Source organism: Acetitomaculum ruminis DSM 5522, assembly GCF_900112085.1.
Lineage (GTDB): Bacteria > Bacillota > Clostridia > Lachnospirales > Lachnospiraceae > Acetitomaculum > Acetitomaculum ruminis.
On the sequence record NZ_FOJY01000009.1, the window covers coordinates 1 to 24848 of the forward strand.

The 24848-nt window shown below is 32.8% G+C and carries 17 protein-coding genes and 1 tRNA gene; 13 read left to right on the forward strand and 5 right to left on the reverse strand.

Annotated features, from left to right (window positions below):
- The 3 genes from BM153_RS07030 to BM153_RS07040 all read right to left on the reverse strand — a co-directional run.
- A partial coding sequence (locus tag BM153_RS07030) for a transposase (RefSeq protein WP_143088282.1) occupies positions 1-201 on the reverse strand: 201 nt, incomplete at its 3' end.
- A gap of 238 nt (positions 202-439) precedes the next feature.
- Positions 440-682 carry a transposase gene (locus tag BM153_RS07035; protein ID WP_177205605.1) on the reverse strand — a complete coding sequence of 81 codons (243 nt, stop codon included), beginning with the start codon at positions 680-682 and terminating at the stop codon, positions 440-442.
- Between the two features lie 1779 nt (positions 683-2461).
- Positions 2462-3778, reverse strand: a complete 1317-nt coding sequence (locus BM153_RS07040; protein WP_207649028.1) for an IS30 family transposase — start codon at positions 3776-3778, stop codon at positions 2462-2464.
- 160 nt (positions 3779-3938) lie between these two features.
- Here BM153_RS07040 and BM153_RS14395 point away from each other — a divergent pair, with 160 nt between their 5' ends.
- Positions 3939-4178, forward strand: coding sequence for an integrase core domain-containing protein (locus BM153_RS14395; RefSeq protein WP_408606176.1), 240 nt, complete (start codon positions 3939-3941; stop codon positions 4176-4178).
- A gap of 817 nt (positions 4179-4995) precedes the next feature.
- On the forward strand, positions 4996-5220 hold the full coding sequence (locus BM153_RS07050; protein WP_092872155.1) for a hypothetical protein: 225 nt from the start codon (positions 4996-4998) through the stop codon (positions 5218-5220).
- Positions 5221-5521: 301 nt separating this feature from the next.
- On the opposite strand, the gene BM153_RS07055 is transcribed toward BM153_RS07050, so the two are convergent.
- Positions 5522-6595, reverse strand: a complete 1074-nt coding sequence (locus BM153_RS07055) for an alpha/beta hydrolase (protein WP_092872157.1) — start codon at positions 6593-6595, stop codon at positions 5522-5524.
- A gap of 1142 nt (positions 6596-7737) precedes the next feature.
- Positions 7738-7810: transfer RNA gene (locus tag BM153_RS07060), tRNA-Lys, on the reverse strand.
- Between the two features lie 510 nt (positions 7811-8320).
- On the opposite strand from BM153_RS07060, the gene BM153_RS07065 reads away from it, so the two are divergent.
- The 11 genes from BM153_RS07065 to BM153_RS07115 all read left to right on the forward strand — a co-directional run bounded on the left by BM153_RS07065 (position 8321) and on the right by BM153_RS07115 (position 24836).
- Positions 8321-8587: a hypothetical protein gene (locus BM153_RS07065; protein ID WP_092872159.1), complete on the forward strand. Its 267-nt coding sequence runs from the start codon at positions 8321-8323 to the stop codon at positions 8585-8587.
- A 459-nt stretch (positions 8588-9046) separates the two neighbouring features.
- Entirely contained in the window at positions 9047-9724 is a 678-nt protein-coding gene (locus BM153_RS07070) for a response regulator transcription factor (protein WP_092872378.1), read from the forward strand.
- Positions 9708-10646, forward strand: coding sequence for a sensor histidine kinase (locus tag BM153_RS07075; protein ID WP_092872161.1), 939 nt, complete (start codon positions 9708-9710; stop codon positions 10644-10646). The genes BM153_RS07070 and BM153_RS07075 overlap by 17 nt, the downstream gene beginning before the upstream one ends.
- A gap of 172 nt (positions 10647-10818) precedes the next feature.
- Positions 10819-11586, forward strand: coding sequence for an ABC transporter ATP-binding protein (locus BM153_RS07080; protein ID WP_092872163.1), 768 nt, complete (start codon positions 10819-10821; stop codon positions 11584-11586).
- The gene (locus tag BM153_RS07085) at positions 11579-13585 is read left to right on the forward strand and encodes an ABC transporter permease (RefSeq protein WP_177205606.1); all 2007 of its coding nucleotides are present in this window, start codon (positions 11579-11581) and stop codon (positions 13583-13585) included. The genes BM153_RS07080 and BM153_RS07085 overlap by 8 nt, the downstream gene beginning before the upstream one ends.
- A gap of 619 nt (positions 13586-14204) precedes the next feature.
- Entirely contained in the window at positions 14205-16379 is a 2175-nt protein-coding gene (locus tag BM153_RS07090; protein ID WP_092872167.1) for a tetratricopeptide repeat protein, read from the forward strand.
- Between the two features lie 21 nt (positions 16380-16400).
- Complete coding sequence (gene glgB, locus BM153_RS07095; protein WP_092872169.1) at positions 16401-18305, forward strand: 1,4-alpha-glucan branching protein GlgB; 1905 nt, start codon at positions 16401-16403, stop codon at positions 18303-18305.
- 200 nt (positions 18306-18505) lie between these two features.
- Complete coding sequence (locus BM153_RS07100; RefSeq protein WP_092872171.1) at positions 18506-21766, forward strand: DUF6240 domain-containing protein; 3261 nt, start codon at positions 18506-18508, stop codon at positions 21764-21766.
- A gap of 107 nt (positions 21767-21873) precedes the next feature.
- Positions 21874-23460, forward strand: coding sequence for a flagellin N-terminal helical domain-containing protein (locus tag BM153_RS07105; RefSeq protein ID WP_092872173.1), 1587 nt, complete (start codon positions 21874-21876; stop codon positions 23458-23460).
- A 30-nt stretch (positions 23461-23490) separates the two neighbouring features.
- On the forward strand, positions 23491-23967 hold the full coding sequence (locus BM153_RS07110) for a flagellar export chaperone FliS (RefSeq protein WP_177205607.1): 477 nt from the start codon (positions 23491-23493) through the stop codon (positions 23965-23967).
- A gap of 356 nt (positions 23968-24323) precedes the next feature.
- Complete coding sequence (locus tag BM153_RS07115) at positions 24324-24836, forward strand: prepilin peptidase (protein WP_177205608.1); 513 nt, start codon at positions 24324-24326, stop codon at positions 24834-24836.
- Positions 24837-24848 lie beyond the last annotated feature (12 nt).

Below are 24848 nucleotides of genomic sequence, written 5' to 3' on the forward strand. Positions count from 1 at the left end.
AGCAAGAGACATTGCTTCATTAGGAGTCTGTGAATCAGGGGTTGAAATAAGACGTCCTTCGCGAGTGGCTTTTATCCAACCATTTAGTGTACTTGGAGCAATACCAAGTTCACGTGCAGCTTTGCTAAGACCAATTTCCTTAGCTAAATTTACAGACTGAACCTTATAATCTGTATCATAGTGTTTCTGATTTCGTGCCATTAAAAGCACCTCCTTTTCCTCGTACTATATATCATCATATACGAGTATAAAGTGTCAACAATTATGATACAGCATCAGTCTCTTGCAGATTCAGTTCGATTAGCGACCTTGTAATAAGTGCTGCGATTAATACCTAACACTTTACACATGAGTTTAATCGGATATTTATTTTGATATTCTGTTATGAAGGCAACGATTTCAATTATTGTTTTCTGGCGAATATGGCTGTAGCTTTTTTTTATATTTCATTCTCCATTTCAAGTTCATGCATCTTCTTTTGAAGATCATTGTACTCCTTCATGGAGATTGTTTGATTTTCATCTACCTCAATAGATGGAGCATAAAGCTTCTTCCATTTGTAGATTGTTTGCTCGACTAAGCCATATTCTTCTGCGAGCTGTTTCGCTGATTTTCCAGATAAATACAAATCAATGATTTGTTGTTTGAATTCTTCAGAGTATCGTTTGCCATTGTGGGCCATTGTGAAACACATCCTTTCTTTATTATTGATTTTAATGTGTCGTACTTTTCGTGTCCACTAAATCATACTAATAGCAGTATTAAAGAGTTTTGATGAGAGATAGAATGCGGTAATTTTAGAAGGGATAGAGACAATACATTGTAATCAATGTTGTGATTAACTCTAAAGTAAAGATATGAAACAATAAAAAAGTATTTATTTTATGAGTGACTAAAAAATTCACAAAAAAGTTATTAATATTTAAGTAACATTTGTAAAAAAGTATACTTGAAATATTAATATAATTGTAATACAATAACATTGTTCCAAGTTAATCTAATTAATATGTTACCAAGAAACGATAGCATAAAGGATTCTAAATAGCGTTAAATAAGTCTATTATATTATTTCTAATTCGTAATAATCCTTTACTAAAAAATAGAATAAATAATTGAAAAGCATACAAAAAGTTTTAGAAGTATGCTCTTTTGAAAGGTTTTAAGATGATATTAAGTGTAATTTGAGGTATATTTTTATGATAAATTGAGAAATTTAAGATATGAACTAAATATAATCCAATGGTATTCGCCAAAATCGTTAACTAAGATAAAGGAATTTTTTAATATTTACCTTAGTTGTATATGACTTTTACTTGTTAAATAGGAGGGGAAGAGGATATTTTATATCTGACTAGCTTCTTCCATATAATCACTGTAGAAATTTTAATAAATAAAATAAGGAATTTAACATATATTTTTGTATGTAGCCTTGTTTTCCTGTTGAATTATAGTTTATAAGGTTTATACCAAAACGGATTATAAATATTCTATTACTTGATTTTATAACCAAATATCTAAAATTGTGAGATCGTTTAGGTGTTTGGTTATGAAATCAAGTTTAGTATGGGTCTTTACAACATAATAATTCAATTCTGGCATTCATAAGAAAAAAGATAGCGAATCTATTCTCGTTCGAATTCTAATTCAGAGATATATCAAAAGTCTTTTCTAGCCATAATTATTGTGTTGATCTAAGAATCTGGATGGAAGTTTTGAGTCTAAAACAGAGTTCGGATTATATATATTCTACAAAATTAAAGAGAAACTCGCTCTCCTGAAATAGTTCAGGGGAGTTTTTTCTTTGCCCTAATACATTAAAACACTTCAAATGCGTTATCCAAAAAATTAAATAAAACATCCTGAGTTTTTGAAATGGATAGTCGGTATACCCTAAACCGTGAATAAGACAAAAGTAGCACGAAAACATTAACAATAATCTTTTCACCATTATCAAGCAAAAAATTCTATTCTTTCTTTCCAATCAAGCTGAGCTTGTTTCTCCATACCTGTTTCATATCTTAAGGTTACATTGTTAACATTAGAAGGTCTTCTCTTTTTAAAATAGCTTTCAAATTCCTCATATTTTTTTAGATACAAACAGAAGTTTACATAGCTGCCAGAATAATTATGATTGTCTACCAGGTATTGCCATAAAACTGACTTGTAATAAAAAATCTGTGGATTATTTGAATCTAACAGTTCTTTTATGATTCCTTGAATGAAAAACTAAGACCATACTGAAATATCGCTCAATTACATGGAGGCGTTTTTTGACCCTAAAATCACTTAAATTTCAGGTGTAAGTTTTTATAAAACATGCTAAAATCAAATCATCCGAATGTAGTATGTAATTAAAAAGTGCATAGCAAACAAACGACTCGGCTTTCTTATGCAAAAGTAAAAGCGACTCGTTTAATTACATAAGTTATGGTCGCAATTACAATCTGCATTCAATCTAAGTTTACTTGTTCTTCAAGAACAGGTCAGGCATTAAGTGGACTTCATCTGGCGGGATGAGGTCCATTTTTAATAAATTAAATAATGCCCACATATCCTCGTCATCTTCATTAATAAGTTCATACGGTGCCTTGTTACCTAAGCTTTGTCTGCGAGTGCTATTGATATGATTCATTAAAAGCGTCATATCATCCTGAGTGTATGGATTCAAGCTCTTTCCTCTCGGAATCACATATCTTATAAATTCATGATTCTTCTCTATATGAGGTTTCTGCCAAGAAGCCATTGGATCACAATAAAAAATATTTGTTCTTATGAGATAATCTTCTGTCATTTTCAGGTCTTCAGGTCTTTTAAATTCACTTCCATTATCAGTCAGGAAAACGGGAAACAACCTCACGAATCTTTCAGTACCTAATCCTCGTTCAAGAAAGTCAAAGACCATCTTGACTGATGAAGATGAACCATCCTGCATAAGAAACATCAGCATTATAGAGTTATCTCGAAATATCATTGTGAGAAGTCTTTTGCCTTTTTCTCTAACACCTTTAACAGTGTCCATTTCTATGACACTTAGAGCTGAGTACTTCATGAACGATTCAAAATCTTCATAAGTTCGTCCTTCTCGATACTTCAGATTCGCGAATCCTTTAGATACTCCCTTTGCATTCTTTCTACGCTGGCGATAGCTTGTTTTACGTCTTAAATCGATATTTTTAATAGTTAGCTCTCCAGCATCAATGTAATTATAGAGACTCCTCAACGATATAGGCATCTCGGCCTCATGCTCCGCATAAATATGTGTCAAAGGTTGTCCTTTTCGCACCAATCTTGTAACAAGCTTATCAACAAAAACTTTCTGCTCATCCGTCAAACGTATACCTTGGCGACTTTCAGAACGTCTTCTACTTGATGCTGCATCAGCATACTGTGCTGAATAGATATACTTGTCTTTAATACATAATTTTCGCTCTTTGCAGGTGTTACACACATAAGGTGGTCTTTCTGGTTTACGACATGCTACGGATTGGTATTTATCGCAGATTTTAGTGCAATTAACGCCTCTACAATGCTTGCAGAAATAATGACAAGCATACTCATCAGCGCCACACATACCCTTTTTTCGACAATTTCTTACCAATCTACAATCTTTACCTGCAAAATAGGTGTTTCTGATATAAGTTCTATTTTCAAGAACCTCATGCGAAACAGTAGATGGATATCTCCCTATTCTCTTTGCAATTTTCTTAAAAGATTCTCCCTTACATAATCCTGTTTCTATTGTTATCCTATCTGTCAGATCTAACTGACCTTTATACATAAAGTTCATATCCGCTCCTATCCTCAGATAGTAATTGTTATATGAACACTAACAGACCTTATTGCAAGAGTAAACTAGACTTTTTAAGCGATATTCAGTTGTCAAACTACGGTTTTAATTTTGCATTCTAGGAGCATTTGTATATTTTTATTTAATACTAATTGTACATAAATTAGTACAACTTTATACTGGAACTCCATATGACAACGCGCCTATGGAACGTTATTACAACACCATGAAAGCAGAACTGATTTATCAGTACCACTTTCGCACTGATAAGGAACTCGACGATGTTATCTATCAGTTTGCATATAGTTGGTACAACTGTATCCGCCCGCATTCGTACAACGGATATTTAACATCGTTCAAAAAAAGGAGTATGAAGATTGGAATAATTTAGGTAGAGGTGTTACAAAAATGTCTGACCACTACAGTACATTAGAGGAGATTATATATAATCGAGGAGGCTTTTATGACAACGGAACAGAAAAATAAGATGGGTAAATGATTAGAACTGTATTGCAAGGCTGTAGAAATCCTAAAAAGAAAGCTTATTATCAATAACTTGTATGTGATATAGAAGCTATGGTAAAGTTATTTGAAGAAAATCTAGAGCTAGATGAATGACAAAGTGAATAAGAATGGGCGATGGTAAACAGGCTAACTTTGAAATTGCAAGGATAGTCTGTTTTTTAATTTAATTTGTTTATGCACAATATATGTGATAATTATCTTATAAAATGAATAATGATGAAATTAATTATGTATAAAAAAGATTTGCGACTTGAAGTTTTTTTTCTGACATAGTTTACCAGCATGTTCGTTTCATATCTATAATTTAAAAACACAGAATATAGATGAGAATCCTTATAAGATAATAAGAGGAGTGTGCTTGAAGTTAGCAATATAAATCGAGAGATAGGGGTTTTTGAACGCAGTGTAAGCAATCCTCCGCTTCAAAAGCGTAAGCTTTAAGCGGGGGTATAAGTTTACTAGTGTCAGAAGGGGTTAAAGCCCCTTCTGACAGGTGGCACAAAGTGCCACTGCGTTCATGAGGAAGTAGCGAAGCGGATTCCGAATGTCCGCTTTACAATGGTCATCAAAGCATTTAAACGGCGTAAATAGATAATTATCCTACTAAGGCTGATTTTTCTTTAGAGTATGTCGGTTGCGAAGAGTTAGATGTATCTTTAAATACTAAGGTTTATGAGAAATACATGGAATATTTGATTAGACAAAACCTTTCCGTGGTGAAGGTTTTTGAGAAGTATAATAAGTATTCTTGTAAAAGTGATATTACATCTGCCTGGTTTAAAAAAGATAATGGAGATTTTGTAATATATAGGTTAGCTGATAAAAGTATTAGTTTAGAGAGAGGATTTGATATATGTGTTCAATTTGTGAGGATGGCAAGGCATATTTATGGATTGATACTAAGTTAGGATTTCGTTCTCAGTTAACAATTATGGATATAGATTAAAAATCTCACCATTCGTACAATGAAATGTGACTGTGATCTTACAATAAGCCGTGACCAGAACGCCACTATCAACATCTTACATGAAGGATTGCGCATACTAAAGGAATTTTTTGTAGTAGCATAAAACTAAATATATAGTAGGGATGGGATAGCCCTAACTTATACGCCTGTGGACACTGTGTAAGACGTTGTGTTGCGTATATTCGTAGCCGATGCAGTAGTGGTTGAAACAGGAAGCTCCGACTTTTATAAGTCGGAGTAGTTCACTTTATTGCCTCATCGTAGAAATTTAGGAATTTTTTAAACAATTTTTTTTCCAGGCGATTACAGTATTTACTACGGTCCAGATGTTCTTTGTAATATTTGGCCTCGTCTTTTATAAAGCGGTCATGGTTTTCCTTGGCATCCGTATCATAATCCAGATTTGCACGCCAGTTTTGGTATTGTTCATTAAATTCGTCCACATAGGTGTTATCCGGGTCAAAGAATAATTTGTTGTGTCCCCTGTCTTTAAATTTTACAAATTTAAAGCGGGGATTATCTTTATATTTATCATAAAATAAATCATATCCATACTCGGTCATAATTATGTCATCATCTGTACTGTGTACAACCATCACCTGGGCATCTGAAGCCTCAAAAGCATCTAATGCTGTGTTAACGGCATATTTACCGTAATGAACAAATTCATGAAGCTTAACAAATGGCATTAGGGCATATATAATATTGCCGACAGACTTCTTACCAAATGATTCAAACATATCCGAGGATTTGTTAAAACCTGCGCCCCCAATAACAGCCTTAATTTCAGGGTGGTAGGTCAGCACATTGTAGGCACTGTAGGCACCCCAGCTATGTCCAAAAAGAACTATAGGTAAATCAGGAATATCTTCATTTGACTCAATATATGAAATGGCTTTATCTAAATCTACAACACCCTGTGGTGTACAGCCTATACCATCACCTTCGCTTTTATCGCTTGCAGTGGCATCATAGGCGAAAACGAAATAACCATTTTGGGCGAAATAGTTTGCACAATCCATATAGGAATTATGGCCTCCGCCAAATCCGTGAGCGATAATTACAATTCCCCGCTGATGTTCACCGGCACTGTATAAATATCCTGCCAACATCTGTCCTTTATCTGACGGAAATGAATATTCCTTGCAGTTAAGTCCATCAAAATCCTCTACACGGAGCTTAGTTAAATCATAAGTTTCGCAACGGATATTAATGTTTTCATCATAGATTCTCACACAAAATATTCCCCATCCAACAACTAATAACAGCAATAAACTACTAATAATTATTAGTATTTTTCTTTTACGTTTTTTCATGGCTCTCCTTTTATAATTTAATTTTAATTAAAAATATCCGTAGACTATTTTAACTGTTCTTATTAATGAAAGCTATAGGAAGATTTTGTATGATTTCTGTTACGGAAATTTCAGTATTTTTTGTTCTAGGATTATTGAATAATGGATAATTATTTTCTGAAAAAATTCAAGTATACTTTTTGGGTTTTTACAACTGAATAAGTCAAATACGAAATTTTTTATCTAATCTTGTGTATCGTGGAAAATTGATATTCTTTGAGTTTTGGTTAATAATTGATATTCTACATTATTATATTCTTTATTCTATTTTGGTAAAAGGTGTAGCAAAAGAATAGTTATACTATTTTCTGAATTTATTGAAAATAATTATTTGAATTTAAAAATTCCTATTAAAAAAACTTGAATACTTTATGTAATATGCTGAAAATGTGAGGGCAAAGTAAAATATTTTTGTATATTTTCACTTAATGAATGCGTAAATGTATACTATAATTACTCATTGGGTTCTAATTGTACGCAATGCAACACTAGGATTATTAGAATCTTTAGGGCAGTGTAAACAATATCTTGCTCCTAAGGGTGAGTTTTAAAATAAGACAAAAACTTACTTGTGATAGAAAATGGCAAAGTTATTTTTGAAATGGAGCAAAAGATGTTTCTGTGTCCATGAGGAAGTAAGGAAGCTGATTTATTAAAGTCCGTTTTAATAAGAGTTTTTATGAAACCTGAAAACAGAATAAAAAAGGTGAGGAGTGAAAAAAAGGGAAACAAACAGGAAAAATATTTATGAGATAATCAGCTCAGAAAAGATTAAAAAATTATGAAACAAAAGATTTTAAAATTAAAAAACCGTGAAGTAATCATTTTGTGCTTGTGTCAACGGAGCATATCTATCAGGGAAAGCATCACCGTTTTCTGAAATAAACATGATACATCAAATCGTACTCATGTTCTTTCCGTTGGAAAAAGATTGTACGCTCTGTTACTTTGGAATTTTCACCACCGGGTTTCTCAAAAGTTTCATTGAAGACTTTTGTGTTTACGGTGTCTGAATTAGATACATTCACTTCGTTATTTTATGAAACCTGTGTTTGCAAAGCAAAAAAAGAACATCCTGTAAGGATGTTCTTTTCTGTACTATATGAGACATCGGGGATTCGAACCCCGGACAACTTGATTAAAAGTCAAGTGCTCTACCAACTGAGCTAATATCCCATTCACAAAATGATGAAGATGTCTTTAAGACACCAAGTTAGTATATAGTATAAATGGAAAAAATGCAAGAAAAAAAATCTATAATAATATTATTTGATAATGAATTATTTTATGCAAATTAACTATGTTGACACTCCACACAAAACTAAAGTCGTGGGATTCTTGTTTTCTACGACCACTATATTGCTACTAAAGTTTTAGTTTTACACGGTCTCCACAAGCTAAAGAAAAATTTCTCTCTTGTGTTAATTCTATATTATTTGTAAATTTCTTAATTTAATACCAATATTATATTTTTTAATAAATCTATGTAAGTTCATATTATTATAGAAGTATGGTAGATTTTTTAACATTAATGGTAAAAAAAAGTTATTTTAATCATTTTCAGAATAATGCTAACATTCACATATAAGAAGTCGCGATTTAAGAAAATTAACTATAGGAGATTTAAATAATTATGATAAAAATAAAAAAATAGCTTCAATGTCTATTTGATAAGGGGTGATTTTTATGAAAAAGAAGGTTGTAAGTTGTGGAGCGTCTTTTTTAATGATAATGGTATACGTGTTGATAAATGTTATTGCAACACGTAACGGTTATGAGCAAATTAGCAAAGAATATAACATTAGTTCAATTCTTTCATTTGGTGCATCTATTAAACCACTATTATTTTTGCTAATAGGTTTTGCATTAGGAATTATTATCAAGCAATTTGTTAAAATTGAAGGCAATAGGATGGTTTTTTATTTTTTAGGTATTTTTACGGTGGTTATGTAAATAGCTACATTTTCAATGCTTTCGGATGCTTCATTGATAAATCTTGGTATTAAGGACTTGCTTTATAATATATTTGGAAGTGCATTAATAGAATATATTATTCCAGGTATTAGTTTTGCTTTTTTACTATGTGGTTTACTGGTAGTAGTTTCATTTCCCTATAAAAAGTTTGGAAATAATCATGAGTAGAAAATAGAAAAGGTAAGTATGATGGTAGTTATTTAACCGGTTGTTGTAGAAATTCAGCAGCCGGTTTTTTGCGGTGTGCCTTGTAGCGTATCTTTCTAACAGGTGAAAGTCCCCAAAGGGGATTTAATAATTGATTGCATTTAAAAAAACAAAATGGTACATAAGTTGATAATAGGCATTTCCAAATTGGATTTAATTATTAATTGCATTTAAAAAAAACAAAAGTATATAATTTAATACAAAAGAAAAATAATGAAAAAGGAAAATAAGATGAGTAAAATATTTATAGTGGAAGATGATAAAGTTATAGCGGAAAGTATAATAAAACAGTTAAAAAGCTGGCATATGGATGCGGTGTGCGTAAAGAATTTTGAAAATATCGTGGGAGAATTAAAAGAGTATAATCCAAATCTGGTTTTACTTGATATAGGCCTTCCTTTTTTTAATGGTTTTTATTGGTGCACTAAAATTCGTGAGTTTTCAAAGGTACCTATAGTGTTTCTTTCTTCTGCAGATGATAGCATGAATATTGTAATGGCAATGAACATGGGAGGGGATGATTTTATATCAAAACCCTTTGATATGTCGGTTTTAATTGCAAAAATTCAGGCAGTACTAAGGCGTAGTGGTGAGGTTTTTGCCAGTTCAAATAGCTTATTAATTAACGATGTAATCCTTAATTTAGATGAATGCACAATGATTTATGAAGGTGATAGGATTGATCTTACTAAAAATGAATTTTTAATCCTTAGAATATTATTTGAAAACAAGGGAAAACTTGTAAGCCGTGAGCAGATTATGGAAAGGCTTTGGGGAGCCGAGGAATTTGTGGATGATAATACTTTAACGGTTAATATGACACGAATTCGCAAAAAGCTTATGAAATTTGGTAAAGAGGATATGATAGTTACAAAAAGGGGGATGGGTTACATTGTGGAAGAAAAATAGTATTTTAAAAGAAAATTCCTATCTTTTGATTTTTTGTATTTGTAATCTTTTAATAGATATGGCAATAGGATATCTTTATAATATTACTAGAGAATATATTATTTATATTGTAGTTTTTAATTTAATTATTTGGGGACTTCTTATAGGAATTACTTTAAATAAAAACAAGAAATTAGTAGAAAAATATAATAACGAAAGCAATAAGCTTCTTTTAGAGTCAGAAAAGAAGGATTTAGAAAAGTATTGGAAAATCATCAGGGAAAAGGAAGATTTTTTTACATTATGGGCACATCAGATTAAAACTCCTATTTCAGCCTTAAGAGCCTTATTTGATACATCAAAAGAAAGTTCTTTAGATTATAAAAATCAATTATTTAAAATAGAAAGTTACGTTGAAATGGCTCTTAATTATATTCGTTTTGACAGTATGTCTTCAGATTTAGTTATTGAAAATAAAAAAATAGATACTATAGTTAAGGAGATTATAAAAAAATATGCTCCTGTTTTTATTCAAAAGCATTTAAGCATTAAGCTTGAAAATCTTGATATTTCTGTTTTAACAGATGAGAAATGGTTTTCTTTTGTATTAGAACAGATTATTTCCAATGCTTTAAAATATACCAATGAAGGCGGTATTACCATTACCGGAAAAATAAATGAAGAATTTGTGGCAATTAATATTATAGATACGGGAATCGGTATCAGAACTGAGGATATTCCCAGGGTTTTTGAAAAAGGTTTTACCGGTTTTAACGGCCGCTTAGACAAAAAGGCCAGTGGCATAGGACTTTATCTTTGCAATGGCATTTGTGAAAAATTAGGTCATGAATTAAAGCTTTATTCTGAAGTGGGAAAAGGAAGTACTTTTTCAATAATTTGTAAAAAAGATCTGTTAAAAAAATCCAATCTTACAAAAATGTAAGTTTAAAAACCGGGATTGTAAGCCAAAGAAATGGTTTCACAATCCTTTTTTTTATATATTAGTATTGTAAAGAATAGGAGTTATATATTTTTATAAGTTTTAGCTAGAGCAAAATATATATTTTGGAAAAGAAAATCCTTGATAGATTAAATAAAAAGAAAGGAAGAAAATCATGTCATTACTAGAAGTTAATCATATAAAAAAGGTATATAAAACACGTTTTGGAGGCAATGAAGTAACAGCTTTAAAAGATGTTCATTTTTCAGTGGAAGAGGGAGAGTTTGTAGCCATAATGGGAGAATCCGGAAGTGGAAAAACAACCCTTTTAAATATTATGGCAGCCTTAGATGTTCCTAGTGGGGGGAGCGTTTTGGTGGATGGAAAAGATTTTTCAAAACTTAAAGATAAAGAAAGAACTATGTTTAGAAGAGAAAATCTTGGATTTATTTTTCAGGATTTTAATTTGTTAGATAATTTTTCATTAGAGGATAATATATTACTTCCTTTGGTGCTTGAAGGAAAAAATTATGATGAGATGGAAAGCAGGATGATTCCCATAGTTGAAAATCTTGAAATAAGAGATATTGTAAAAAAATACCCTTATGAAGTATCCGGAGGACAAAAACAAAGGGCTGCTATAGCAAGGGCACTTATTACAAATCCCAGAATCCTTTTGGCAGATGAACCTACAGGAGCTTTAGATTCTAAAGCTTCAACAAATCTTTTAAGCCAGCTTAGAAAAATTAATAAAAAAGGTCAGACTATTTTAATGGTAACTCATAGCAATGTGGCAGCCAGTTATGCAGACAGAGTTATGTTTATTAAAGATGGAGAAGTATTTCATCAGCTTTATAAAGGGGCAATGACTAAAAATGAAATGCTTGATAAAATCTGTGACAGTGTAACAGTTCTTATGAGAGGGGGAGATGACAGTGAATAATAAACTTCTCATCCGCCTTATTAAAAATAGCATGGCGAAAAGTCGCCATACAAGAATACCTTTTGTTATTGTAAGTATTTTAACTATGATGACTTTTTATATTATTTCATCCATGGCATTTAGTGATTTTTTCATAAAAGATGAAAAAGAAGTATTTTATGGTGCCGGACATATTATTTCCATTCTTATGATAGGAAGCATCATAATTGCCATAATTGCAGCAGTAATAATCCTTTATGCCAATGCTTTTATTATGAGGGATAAAAGAAGGGAGATAGGGCTTTACGGGATACTTGGATTAACAAAAAAGAACATAAATCTTATGCTTTTATACGAAAGCTCATTTTATCTTATAATAAGTCTTGCCTTTAGCATTATTGCAGGTACTTTTTTAAATAAATTAATGGTTATGGTTTTATATAAACTTACAAATCAGCAACCTGTGGAAGGAATGGTTTATTCAACAAAGTCGGTGATAATGACTTGCATATTAGCTACAGTTATTTATGGGATTGCCTTAATTTATAATATTTGTTCCATACAATTAAGCAAACCGGTAGAACTGTTAAGAAGTAATAAAGCAGGAGAAAAAGAACCTAAAATTAAATTTTTAATATTGATAATCGGCCTTATTTCTCTTATAGCAGGATACTATATAGCTATAAATTGTGAAAATACGATAGATAGTTTATTTTTCTTCTTTTTAGCAGTTTTTCTTGTGGTTTTAGCTACCTATTGTTTATTTACAGCAGGAAGCATTGCTATTTTAAAATGGATTAAAAATAATAAAAAACTATATTACAAAACCAATAATTTTATCGGGGTTGGAAATTTGATGTACAGAATGAAGCATAATGCTGTGGGACTTGCTTCAATATGTGTATTGTCTACTGCTGTAATTATACTTATAAGCAGCGTGTTTTCTTTATCAGCCCTTGGAAAAAGAAGCATAGAAAATCGTTGTCCTAAAGATATAATCTTTCGCTATACCACTGAGAATGAAGAATCTGGAAAGAAATTTGAAAATGCAGTAAAACAATTAAAAGGATTAGATATAAAAGATATAGAAACCAGGGCTTTGTGGAGCAGTGAATGGGGATTTTATGAAGGCGATGAAATAGGATACTTCAGATATTTATCAGATGATGACAGATATAATATGAGTGTCTGGAGAAATGTCTATATTATATTGGAAGACAGTTATAATAAATTTGCTAAGGAGCCTATAAAGCTTAAAAAGGATGAAGTGGGAGTTATTGATTCCCAAAAAAATAAATATACTCATTTAACCTGCGGCAATAACACCTATAAGGCCATGGGGGATTTAGAATATAAAACATTATCCTTATTTAGGGATTCTACTATGGATCTTTTTACCAGTGTTTATATTGTTGTTCCTGACAAAAAAACAGCTATTTCACTCCTTAAAAATGATCCCAGTATTCCTGAAAACCTTAAGAGTTCTATGCAGTATATAAGTTCATTTAATTTAAAAGAAAGGATGTCTGAAGATGAAATCTCTCAAATTAAAGCCTTGCTGTCTTCTTTATGTGATAATGATGATTATAGTATTATTATTAAGCAGGAAGATACGCAGTTTTTTATAAGCTTATACGGTGGTGTGCTGTTTGTGGGAATATTTTTGGCTATAATATTTTTAATGGTTACGGTACTTATTATTTATTACAAGCAAATGTCTGAAGGATATCAGGATAAGAGCCGTTACGAAATCATGAAAAAAGTGGGGCTTACTGAAAAAGAAGTAAAATCCAGCATAAACCGACAAGTGATGATAATGTTTTTTATGCCTATTATAGCGGCAGGAATTCATACAGTAGTAGCCAGCAGCATTATTCGCTTATTCTTGGGAATGATACTTTATGTAGATGCATTTACCTTTAATATAACAATTTTCTCATCAATAGCAGTTTTTGCCTTGGTATATTGCCTGGTTTACAGGATTACTTCAAGGCAGTATTATGAAATTGTTAATCGTTAAGTAAATACCGTAAAAAATGATATGTAACAAAAATCATGGACACATATTTTTGAACCAAACAAAATATATGGATGCTATCTTGTATTTGATATGCCCCCTGTCAAGTAGACAGGGGGCATCCATCTTTTTTGCCTTAATTACCTAGGTAAATATAAAAATCAATGCTGACGATACAAAGTAGGAAATTAGATATTCGAATCTTTTTGAACGCAGTGTAAGCAATCCCCCGCTTCAAAAGCGTAAGCTTTAAGCGGGGGTATAAGCTTACTAGTGTCAGAAGGGGTTAAAGCCCCTTCTGACAGGTGGCACAAAGTGCCACTGCGTTCATGAGGAAGTAGCGAAGCGGATTTAAGAATGTCCGCTTTACTAATAAAGCTATAGAGGGACATTAAAATGCCATTTTTTAATTATTTTAGATAAAGTCTTTTGGGGATTTTTGAGCTATTAGTGAATAAGTGATATAAGTTTAGATTGTAAGGGAATATTAAATGTTGTAAAATGTGATATATGGGAGATTTATGCAAATAAATGTATAAGAATAAAAGCATACCTGTTAGAAGTGTTATGCTTTTTAGCTGTGCTTTTCATGATATATTTTTATATTGGTGAGGTGATAATTGTGGATAAATATGAATTTCAGTTAAAATTGGATGAGATAAAAAGACTTGTTAGGGCGAAGGATTTTGTGGCTGCAAGTAAGATTGCGGATGAGATAGAAATGGATAAGGTTAAAAGTATTAACCTTCTTACTAATTTATCCTATGTATACGAGAGAGTGGGTAAATATTTTGAAAGCAGGGACCTTCTTTTAAGAGCCTATGATTTGGCACCTAAGGGAAAGGCTGTTTTATACAGACTTACAAATATTTCTATTAAATTAAAGGAGTTTAATAATGCAACTGCCTATTACAGTGAGTTTGCAAATGTTGCTCCGGAAGATACAAGAAGATTTATTTTAAGATACAAATTATTAAAGTTTTCTAATGCACCTGTGGCAGAACAGGTGGATGTCCTTGAAAAATACAAAGAGCATGAATTTAATGAGAAGTGGCTTTACGAGCTTGCATATTTATATCATAAAGCCGGAAAGATTAATAAATGCGTTGAGCAATGCGATGAGCTCTTTTTGTGGTTTGGTGAGGGTAAATATGTTGACAGAGCATTGGAGTTAAAGATGCTTTACGAAACACTTACTCCAATTCAGCTTGAATATTACGAAAAAGCGAAAATGAAAACCACCGATGAAAAGACAGAAAAAAGTGCTAATGATTTGAATATTAAGCCTATTGAAATAACCACCAGCAAGTTTAATACTTCTCATTTGCAGGAGGAACTTGCTAAAAGCATGCAGACTATTATTAATGCCACAGAAAAGGAAACTGTGAATTTTACCATTAATAACATTAAAAATATGGTTGAACACAGTAATTCTACCAGGGAAGGGCATGTATTTGTCGATAATAATTCTGAACTTGTTGAAAAATACAGAAGTATCCTGGAAAAAGAAATAGCCGGAAATCTTGATTTTGACAAGAAGAAGGATAAATATGCCAAGGATGAAAATAAAAAGAGTAGTATACAAGAAGTTTTAAAGGAATGGGAGCAGACCAAAAAGCGTGCTGAAGAGGCTATTTTAAAAGAAGAAAAGAAGAATTTTGAAGAGGCAAAGGCAAAGGCTATAGAGGAAGCTGAAAATATTATTAATGATATCAGTGGAAATATTCCTGTTATTGAAAAACAGCAGGAAAAGATATTAAAAGATATTAAGAAGAAGTCTAAAAAGCATAAATCTTATGAAGTTAAGCCTTTAGAAATAAAAAATGCAAAAGTGAACAAACCTGATGGCGTCAAAGAAGTAAAATCAGAGGATGGAAACAAAACTGAAGATAAAAGCATTGAATTGCTGGAAAAGGCTATAGAAGAGGCAGAGGAAGTATTTGTTGACAATGAGCAAAGACTTATTGATGAGGAAGAAAGTACTCTTGAATCAATAATTAACAGCAATGAAAATAAGGAAGAAAGAGCCTATACCTATCATATGGATGAAAATGTTAAGAAGATTTTTACATATTTTATGCAGGTAAGGGGTATGGAAGAGCAGTTAGACAGTATGTTTACCGCCCTTAAATTAAATGTTGGGGCAAGAAAAGATTCTACTAAGAATAATATTGTTATTACAGGGGGAACAGGCTCTGGAAAGACTAAGCTTGGTACCAACATTGTTAAGGCCATAAGAAAGGAATTTCCAGGAAAGCAAAGTAAGGTTGGAAAGGTATCCGGAGAAAAATTAAATAATAAAGAGATACGCTCACTTATTAAAAAGCTTGAGGGCGGTTACCTTATTATTGAAAAAGCTGGGGATCTTTTACCGGAAAAGGTGAAAGAGCTGTCTAAGGTTATGGAAGGAAAAACCGGTGGACTTACGGTTATTATGGAGGATGAAATTGCTCCAATGACTGAAATGTTATCCAAAGCACCAAAGTTTGCAAAAAAATTCAATATTAATATAAACATTCCTAAATTTAATAACGATGAACTTATTGAGTTTTCAAAAGAGTATGTAAAAGAGCATAATTTCAAAATTGAAGAAATGGGTATTTTAGCTCTTTATACAAGGCTTGGTAAGATGAGATATGACGAAAGTCAGACAAGTTTGGATGAAGTTATAGAAATACTTGATCATGCTATGCAAAAAGCTTCATCTACCGGCCTTGGAAGAAGGCTTGGAAATCTTTTCTCTAAAGATAAAGACGAAGATGGATTTACCATTATCAGAGAAAAGGATATAGAATAAAAAAAGGAGAAGTGGGAGCCTATGCAGAAATGGGATTCAGATAATTTTATAGGTGAATTAGACATGTATTTATACGGTCAGGGAACTCATTATGAGATTTATAAAAAAATGGGCTCACATGTTGTTGAAAAAAACGGTGTAATTGGTACTTTTTTTGACGTATGGGCACCTCATGCCAGATGTGTTCATGTAATTGGAGATTTTAACGGCTGGGATGAACATGCCTCCCCTATGAATTTTCTTAACGGAAATGGTATATATGAACTTTTCATTCCGGGAGTTAAGGAAGGTGCTGTTTACAAATATTGTATCACCACAAAAAACGGGAAAAAGCTTTACAAAGCAGATCCCTATGCAAATTTTAGTCAGGTTCGACCGGAAACGGCATCTATTGTCTATGATGTAGACGATATCAAATGGAAAGATGACAAATGGATGACTAAAAGAAGTGAAAAGGACATTTTTAAAAGTCCCGTTGCTATTTATGAGGCACATATTGGTTCCTGGAAAAAACATCCAAGGGGAGAAGACGGATTTTATTCTTATAAGGAGTTTGCTAAGAATATTACTCCTTATTTAAGGAATATGGGATTTACTCATATAGAATTAATGGGTATTTCCGAATATCCTTTTGACGGCTCCTGGGGCTATCAGGTAACGGGGTATTATGCACCTACCTCACGATACGGAAGTCCTGAGGATTTCGCCTATATGGTGAATTATTTTCATAAACATAATATCGGGGTTATTCTTGACTGGGTTCCGGCTCATTTTCCAAAGGATGCCCACGGCCTTGCGGATTTTGACGGTGAGGCATTGTATGAATATCCAAATCCTAAAAAAGGGGAACATCCTGACTGGGGAACCAAGATATTTAACTATGCAAAAAATGAAGTTGTAAATTATCTTATTGGAAGTGCATTAAACTGGGTTGAAAGATACCATATAGACGGATTAAGGGTAGATGCGGTGGCATCAATGCTCTATTTGGACTATGGCAAAAAAAGTGGACAATGGATTGCCAATGAATATGGTGGAAATGAAAACCTTGAGGCTATTAATTTCTTTAAGCATATGAATTCCTTGATTCGTGGAAGAAATCCGGGAATTATGATGATTGCAGAGGAATCAACGGCCTGGCCTATGGTTACGGGAGATGTTAAAAAAGGTGGTCTTTATTTTAATCTCAAGTGGAATATGGGATGGATGCACGATTTTCTAGACTATATGAAGCAGGATCCTCTTTTTAGAAAAGGATGTCATAATAAGATGACCTTCGCCATGAGCTATAATTACAGCGAAAATTATATTTTGGTATTATCCCATGATGAGGTTGTTCATCTAAAATGTTCCATGATTAATAAAATGCCGGGTTGTATAGAGGATAAATTTAAAAATCTTATGGTAGGTTATGCTTTTATGATTACTCATCCCGGAAAGAAATTGCTTTTTATGGGGCAGGAATTTGGACAGCTAAGGGAATGGAGTGAAAAAAGAGAGCTTGACTGGTATCTCTTAGCGGAAGAATCACATCAAAGGTTACAGCTTTTCTTTAAGGATTTATTGTATATTTATAATAAATATCCTGCATTATATGAGCTGGATTTTTATAGAGAGGGCTTTGAATGGATAAATGCAGATGATGCCTACAGAAGTATTTTTAGCTATGTAAGACATTCCTCAAAAAAGAGAAACAGTATATTAGTGGTTTGTAATTTTACTCCTATTGCCAGAGATGATTATAGGGTGGGAGTACCTAAAAAGAAGAAATATACTTTAATATTTAACAGTGACGAAGAAGAATACGGTGGTAGCGGAACCAAGAGAGATTTAGTTTACGAAAGCGAAGAAAAAGAATGTGATGGAAGACCTTTTTCGTTTGCATATAAGCTGCCGGCCTTTGGAGTTGCGATTTTTAAATTTTAGCATTTTAATAATGATAAAAAAGTGGTACAGTTCATTAGCTGTATCATTTTTTTGATGTGAATTAATTAGGGGAAAATGTGGTCAACTAATATTATTCTTTAAATCTGTCGAAATACAAATCGAAGAAGAAATGTTTATTTAAGGTGATTATACTGCTTACAAAACGCGTATAATCAAGGTTTGAGTATGGAGGAAAGAAAATGTTAGTTGAAGGAGCAAGTCTTACAAAAGTACCTAATCCTAATATTTCCGGGATTAATATTAAAGAAAGTGAGACTGAAGTAGAAAAGAAAAGCAATAATATTAACATTGATTATGAAGCCCATAGTGTAATATCCACCAATATTCAAAAAAGTTTTAATGAGGTTTTAAATACTTTGAAAAATGGTGAAAACGAGGAACTTAGCAAGGAAGATATAGCCCTTGTAAAAAAGCAGCTGGAATATATAACTAAAAATATGACAGGAAATGATGCCAAAATCATTCAGGGGGAAGGATTTAACCTGGAAGATACAGATGTGGAGGGCATTATTACTGTTGTGGAAAAAATAAAAATCGCCCTGGCAAAGGGGAAGGATTTTCAAATGTTTGGAAGCGAGGTTTCTGCTACAGATATTGAAGGGGCAGTGGGAAACACCAGTCTGGCTTCAAGTCTTTCGGATAAACTTTCTACTATGGATATTCCGGTAAATGATATTAATATTTATGAGTCGAAACAGGCTTTGGAAACTGCAGGTGACCTTATGACACCTGGAGAGGGCAGTATTAAATACATTTTAGAAAATGATTTAGAGCCTACAATAAATAATCTTTATGTGGCTGAACACAGTGGCAGCAGTGAAGAAAATACTAAGCATTTGTCAAAGAAAGAATGGCAGCAGTTAGAAGAACAGGTAGTAGGTATCTTAAAATCTCAGGGTTTTGAAATAAGTGATGAAAATCTTAGTATTTCAAAATGGATGATTGAAAATGATATTGAACTTACCGGAAAAAATATAGAAAAGTATAAGGCTATTACAAATATTACTTTTCCTGTAGATGAAGAAACTGTAATAAACTCCATTGCCAATGCTATTATGTTGGGAAAAAATCCAACGGATGCTTTACTTACAGGAGATGAAAAAAATCTATATGAAAAGTCAATAGAGTATGTAGAAGTCCTTGAAAATGCCAGTGATATTGATCTGGCTACCCTTGTTTATGAGACAAAAGAGCTGACTATTTCAAATTTGAGACAGGCCGCTAATAAGAATCGGGAAATAGATATTGAAAATATTAAATATGATAATACCTTATTGGAAATAAAGAGTATTGTTACAAAGGCATCGGAAACAGAAGTATTGGAGGATTCTGAAAATTTCGACTTTGAAGGAAATAAGGAAAAAAAGAACCTATACATGTATATAAGCTACAGAGCCCGTCTTGAGCAGACAAGACTTATTATGACCTCCCATTCCTTTGTAAGAATGATGAAAATGGGCATTGATGTAGAATTAGAGCCTTTGGAAAGTCTTGTTACACAATTGGGAAAAGAAAAACAAAAAATCTACGAACTTTTATTTTTAACAGAAGGTCTTGAGGCCAATGATGAAAATATTAAAAGTTATAATGAGATTTTAGATGTCGTATCGGAAACGAAAAATCTTCCTGATACGGTTTTGGGAGTAGAAAATGTCTGGAACAAATCTGTAAATATTAAAACTGTATATTACGAAGGTCAGATTGTTTTACAGGAGTTTAATGAAAGACAAGATAATTCCTATGAGACTTTATCAAAGAGTAACAAAGCCCTTGACAGATATGAAGAATCCATGACAGATGTGAGAAAAGACCTGGGAGATAATATTCAAAAGGCATTTAGGAATGTGGATGCAATACTTGAATCCATGAATCTTGAAACCAGTATGCAAAACCGTCAGGCCACAAGGATTCTTGCCTATAACAGTATTAGTATTACTAAAGAAAATATTGAAACGGTAAAAGTTCAACTTCTTAAAGTTAATAATGTTTTAGAAGGCCTTACACCGTCAAATGTAATGAAGCTAATAAAGGATAAAATTAATCCTCTTGAAATGGACATGGATGAGCTTAAAGAGACCTTAAGCAAAATAGACAACAGCGACGGACAAAAGGACAGCCAGAAATATAGTGAATTTTTGTGGAAATTAGAAAATAATAACGAAATTACATTTGAGCAAAGAGAATCCTATGTTGGATTATACAGAATACTAAATGTAATTGAAAAATCAGACGGGGCCTTTCTTGGAGCTTTGATGAATCAAAATGCGGAAATTACCCTGAAAAATCTTATGACGGCTTCAAGAAATATGAGGGATTCCGGAATGGATTATTCTATTGATGACAACTTTTTTGGCATTGAATTTACCGGAATTAACAATGAAATAACCAGTCAGGCAATGACTGCATTTTCTGATAACAGTAATAAGGATAACAAAAATTCTGATGAGTACAATAAAGAGCAGGCAAAGAGTATTTTAAATAAAATATCCCCTGAAAAGCTGGCATCTTTTGAAAAGGTTTCAGATATTGAAAGTGCTGGTTTGGATGAATTAGAGGATTATCTTTATACCTGTGAAAATGAAGAAGCGGTTATTGAAGAAGAAAATAAAATATTTAATGAAAAAGCAAGAATGTTTTCTGAATTTTCCACAAGTGAAAGCCAGGTGCTTGCCCTGCTTAAAGATTGCAATATTCCTCTTACTGCCTACAATATCCTGGCGGCAGGAAATATGTTAAATAAGAGAAATACTTGGTTTAATCAGGTTTTGGAATCTGCCAATGATGATATCGAGGTAGCAGATTTAAAAGAACAGGTATTGGAGAAATTTGCAGAAAGTGTTAAAAGTCCCAAAGAGATGGCTCAGGCTCTTAATGAACTGGCTGATAAAGCAGAAAATGTTTTAAAAGCAATGACCTATTGGGGTGATACCTATGATAATGTAAACGCCGTAAGAATGATGCAGCAGCAGCTTTTCCTTATGAAACAGCTGGCAAAGGAAGAAAATTATTGTGTGCCGGTAATGGTTGGAAATAAGCTTACAGGTATTAATTTAAAGATTATCAGAGGCGCCAATGCAGAAGATAAGGGAAAGGTAAATATTACCTTTGACAGCGAATCAATAGGTGAAGTGGCAGCAGAAATTTCCATAAAGGGAAAGATTGTAAATGCCTTTATTGCAGCTAAGTATGCAAAGAGCGCAAAACTTTTAGAAGACAATGGTGACACATTAAAGGAAATGTTATCTGATAATGATAAGTACATGGTAAATCTGGTGGTTTTAAGCTCAGATTCCCTGGAAATAAACAAATTTATGTTAAATTCAGATAAAAGCAACAAAGAAGTAAATACACAGGATGAGGAAGTGCAAACTAAAGAACTTTATTATGCAGCAAAATCATTTTTGACTTTTGTAAGTGATGAAAAGCTGAACATTGAGTGACTTTGGTAATTATTACAACTTCGGATTCCGATATAATATTTGAAGAAAGAAAAAGAGAAAGCTTAACTTAATCAGGTTAACAGTTAAGGAAAATATGAGGTGAGAAGATGAGAGTAAATTATAATATGTCGGCGGTAAAAGCCAATAATCAGTTACTTAGAAATGAAACTGCCCTGGCAAAATCAGTTGAAAAACTATCATCCGGTTTAAAAATTAATCATGCCGGAGATGATGCCGCAGGAATGGCTATTTCAAACAAGATGCATGCACAGATTTCAGGACTAAAACAGGCATCAAGAAATTCCTCAGACGGTGTTTCTGTTATTGATATTGCAGATGGTGCTCTTAATGAAACAATGGCCATAGTTCAAAGAATGCGTGAATTGGCAGTACAGGCTGCAAATGAAACGAACAGCACATCTGACAGAGAGTCAATTCAAAAGGAAATAGATGCCATAAAAGCTGAAGTTGACAGGATTTCCCAGGATACAGAATTTAACCAGAAGGCTTTGTTAAATGGAAATCTTGACAGGAGAGTTTATCCTAATACAACCCATATCACAATGGAAAAACTATCTGATAATGTGCCGGCAAGGGATTATTCCATAACAGTATTAAGTGATGCCAGCCAGGCGATTTTCCAGTCTGATCCGGATTCTACATTAAGTGCTCAGACAAGTGTTGGAACAAATGAAGGCGGTATTATCACAATTAATGGAGTAAAAATTGAAATAAACGGTGGAGATTCTCCGGCGGATGTTTACCAGAAAATGTGTGAGGGAGCTGAACTTGCGGATGTTACCGTATTTATGGCAGATGAAAATGCCAATGTTCCTTACAGTACAGATGGTTCAAATGAGAAATATGCAGGATATTCTCCTTATGCAGGAGCATATGACTTTTCTAAAGCATTGACTTTTGTATCAGATGAGTATGGAAGCAAGGCAGTTATGGAAATTAAAGTAAGTAATGAAAGTCTTGCCAATCTGTTAGGACTTGGTTCTGAAAATATTACCATAAACGGTCTTGATGCGAAGGCAGACCTTACAAAAGATGCTCAAAGTGGAGATTATTATGGATTTGAATCTACAGCAGCTATTTCGACTTCCGGAAATATGATAAGTATTATAGATAAAAATGGATTTGAAATGGAAGTTGTAATAGACAGAAGAGTTGCATCTACAAGCTTTGCAATGCCTACTGCCGCTGATGCCACAAACGCAACATCTTCACATATTTCAGTAGTTCCTACTGTTATGTCTTCTACCAGTTATGAGCTGGAAATAGAAGTTACGGATATGGGAACCATGACTTTACAGGTTGGAGCAAATGCAGGTCAGGAAATTGAAGTAAGAATTCCTAATATGTCTGCAGAAAGTCTTGGAATAGATGATCTTAATTATAAGAGTACAATAGGCTGTACAAAAGCTTTAGATAAGCTTGATAAGGCAATAGAAAAAATTTCGGAAACCAGGTCAAGATTAGGTGCCTGTGAAAACAGACTTGAGCATGCCATTGCAAACCTTAACTCCATGGGTGAAAATATGACAGCAGCAGTTTCCAGAATTGAAGATGTGGACATGGCAGAGGAAATGACTGAATATACCAGCAAAAATGTACTTGTACAGGCTGCAACCTCAGTATTATCCCAGGCTAATGACCTTCCGGAGACAGCTTTACAGCTTTTACAATAATTTAATAATTAATTGAAAGAGAAAATGTCTATGAAAAGAGAACAGATAAGTGAGTTTACCAATCGGATTGCAAACAGTAATAAAACTGAGATTATTGTGGTATTATACGACATGTTTACTGCTTATACAGACGACGGCATTTTAGCCTTAAATGACGGTGATTACGATGGGTTTAAGGTTTCTTTATCCAAGGCTCAGGCAGTGATTGTAAACATTATGGAAAATCTTAATTATAGTCATGCCCTGTTTATGAATTTAATTGAAATCCACAGATTTTTACTGAGATGTCTGGTGGAAAGTCTGGTTAAAAAAGAAGTTGAAGAATTAGAAAATGCAAAAAAGATTGTAAAGCAGTTAAGGGATGCATTTTTTGAGCTAAGTAAAGATGATAAATCTCCGGCTCTTATGCAAAATACACAAAAAGTATATGCGGGACTGACCTATGGAAAAGGTAGTCTTAATGAAATGACCGATGATCAGGGAGTTTCAAGAGGATTTTTAGCATAGTTATAAAGGTGCTTTTTTCTAAAAAAACAAAATGGGAAAAAGCACCTTATTTTTATATTATTTGTGGATAAATGGGATTTCAAAAAAATATTTGTTAAAAATGCCTATGGACACAAAAAAATAATCTGAGTATTATTAACAGGCAATTTAACTATTAAATCTTTGAACGCAGTGTAAGCAATCCCTCGCTTCAAAAGCGTAAGCTTTAAGCGGGGGTATAAGCTTACTAGTGTCAGAAGGGGTTAAAGCCCCTTCTGACAGGTGGCACAAAGTGCCACTGCGTTCATGAGGAAGTAGCGAAGCGGATTTAAGAATGTCCGCTTTACGAAAATAATTTCATAAGAAAGGGTGATATATTGTATCTGATTTATCACGGTCTTCTTATTCTGCTACTGCTTCTGGCAGTATTCTATGATTTTCAAACCTTAAAAATCTCCAATAAAATTATAATAACAGGTTTAATTATAGGGCTTACAGGTCAGTTGTATTTTAGAGGACTATTGGCAGGAACATTAAATTTTTTTGAAGGGATAATGATTCCCCTTATAATTTTAATTCCATTGTTTGTTTTTAGCATGATAGGTGCTGGAGACATAAAGCTTTTAGCTGTGGTGGGAGCGTTTTTGGGATATAAGGCAGTATTTGACTGCATAATAATTTCATTTCTTTTAGGTGCGGTTTTAGCACTTGTAAAAATGCTTAAAGAAGGAAATCTTCTTTCAAGACTGCAATATCTTGCAGAATATTTCAAAGAATTTTTAATTACAAAAAAGATAAAGCCATATTATATTCCTGAAGAGGGAAATAAAAATATACTTCATTTTTCCCTGGAGATTTTTTTGGGAGTATTAATATCACTGGTATTTTAAAAAAATAATAGA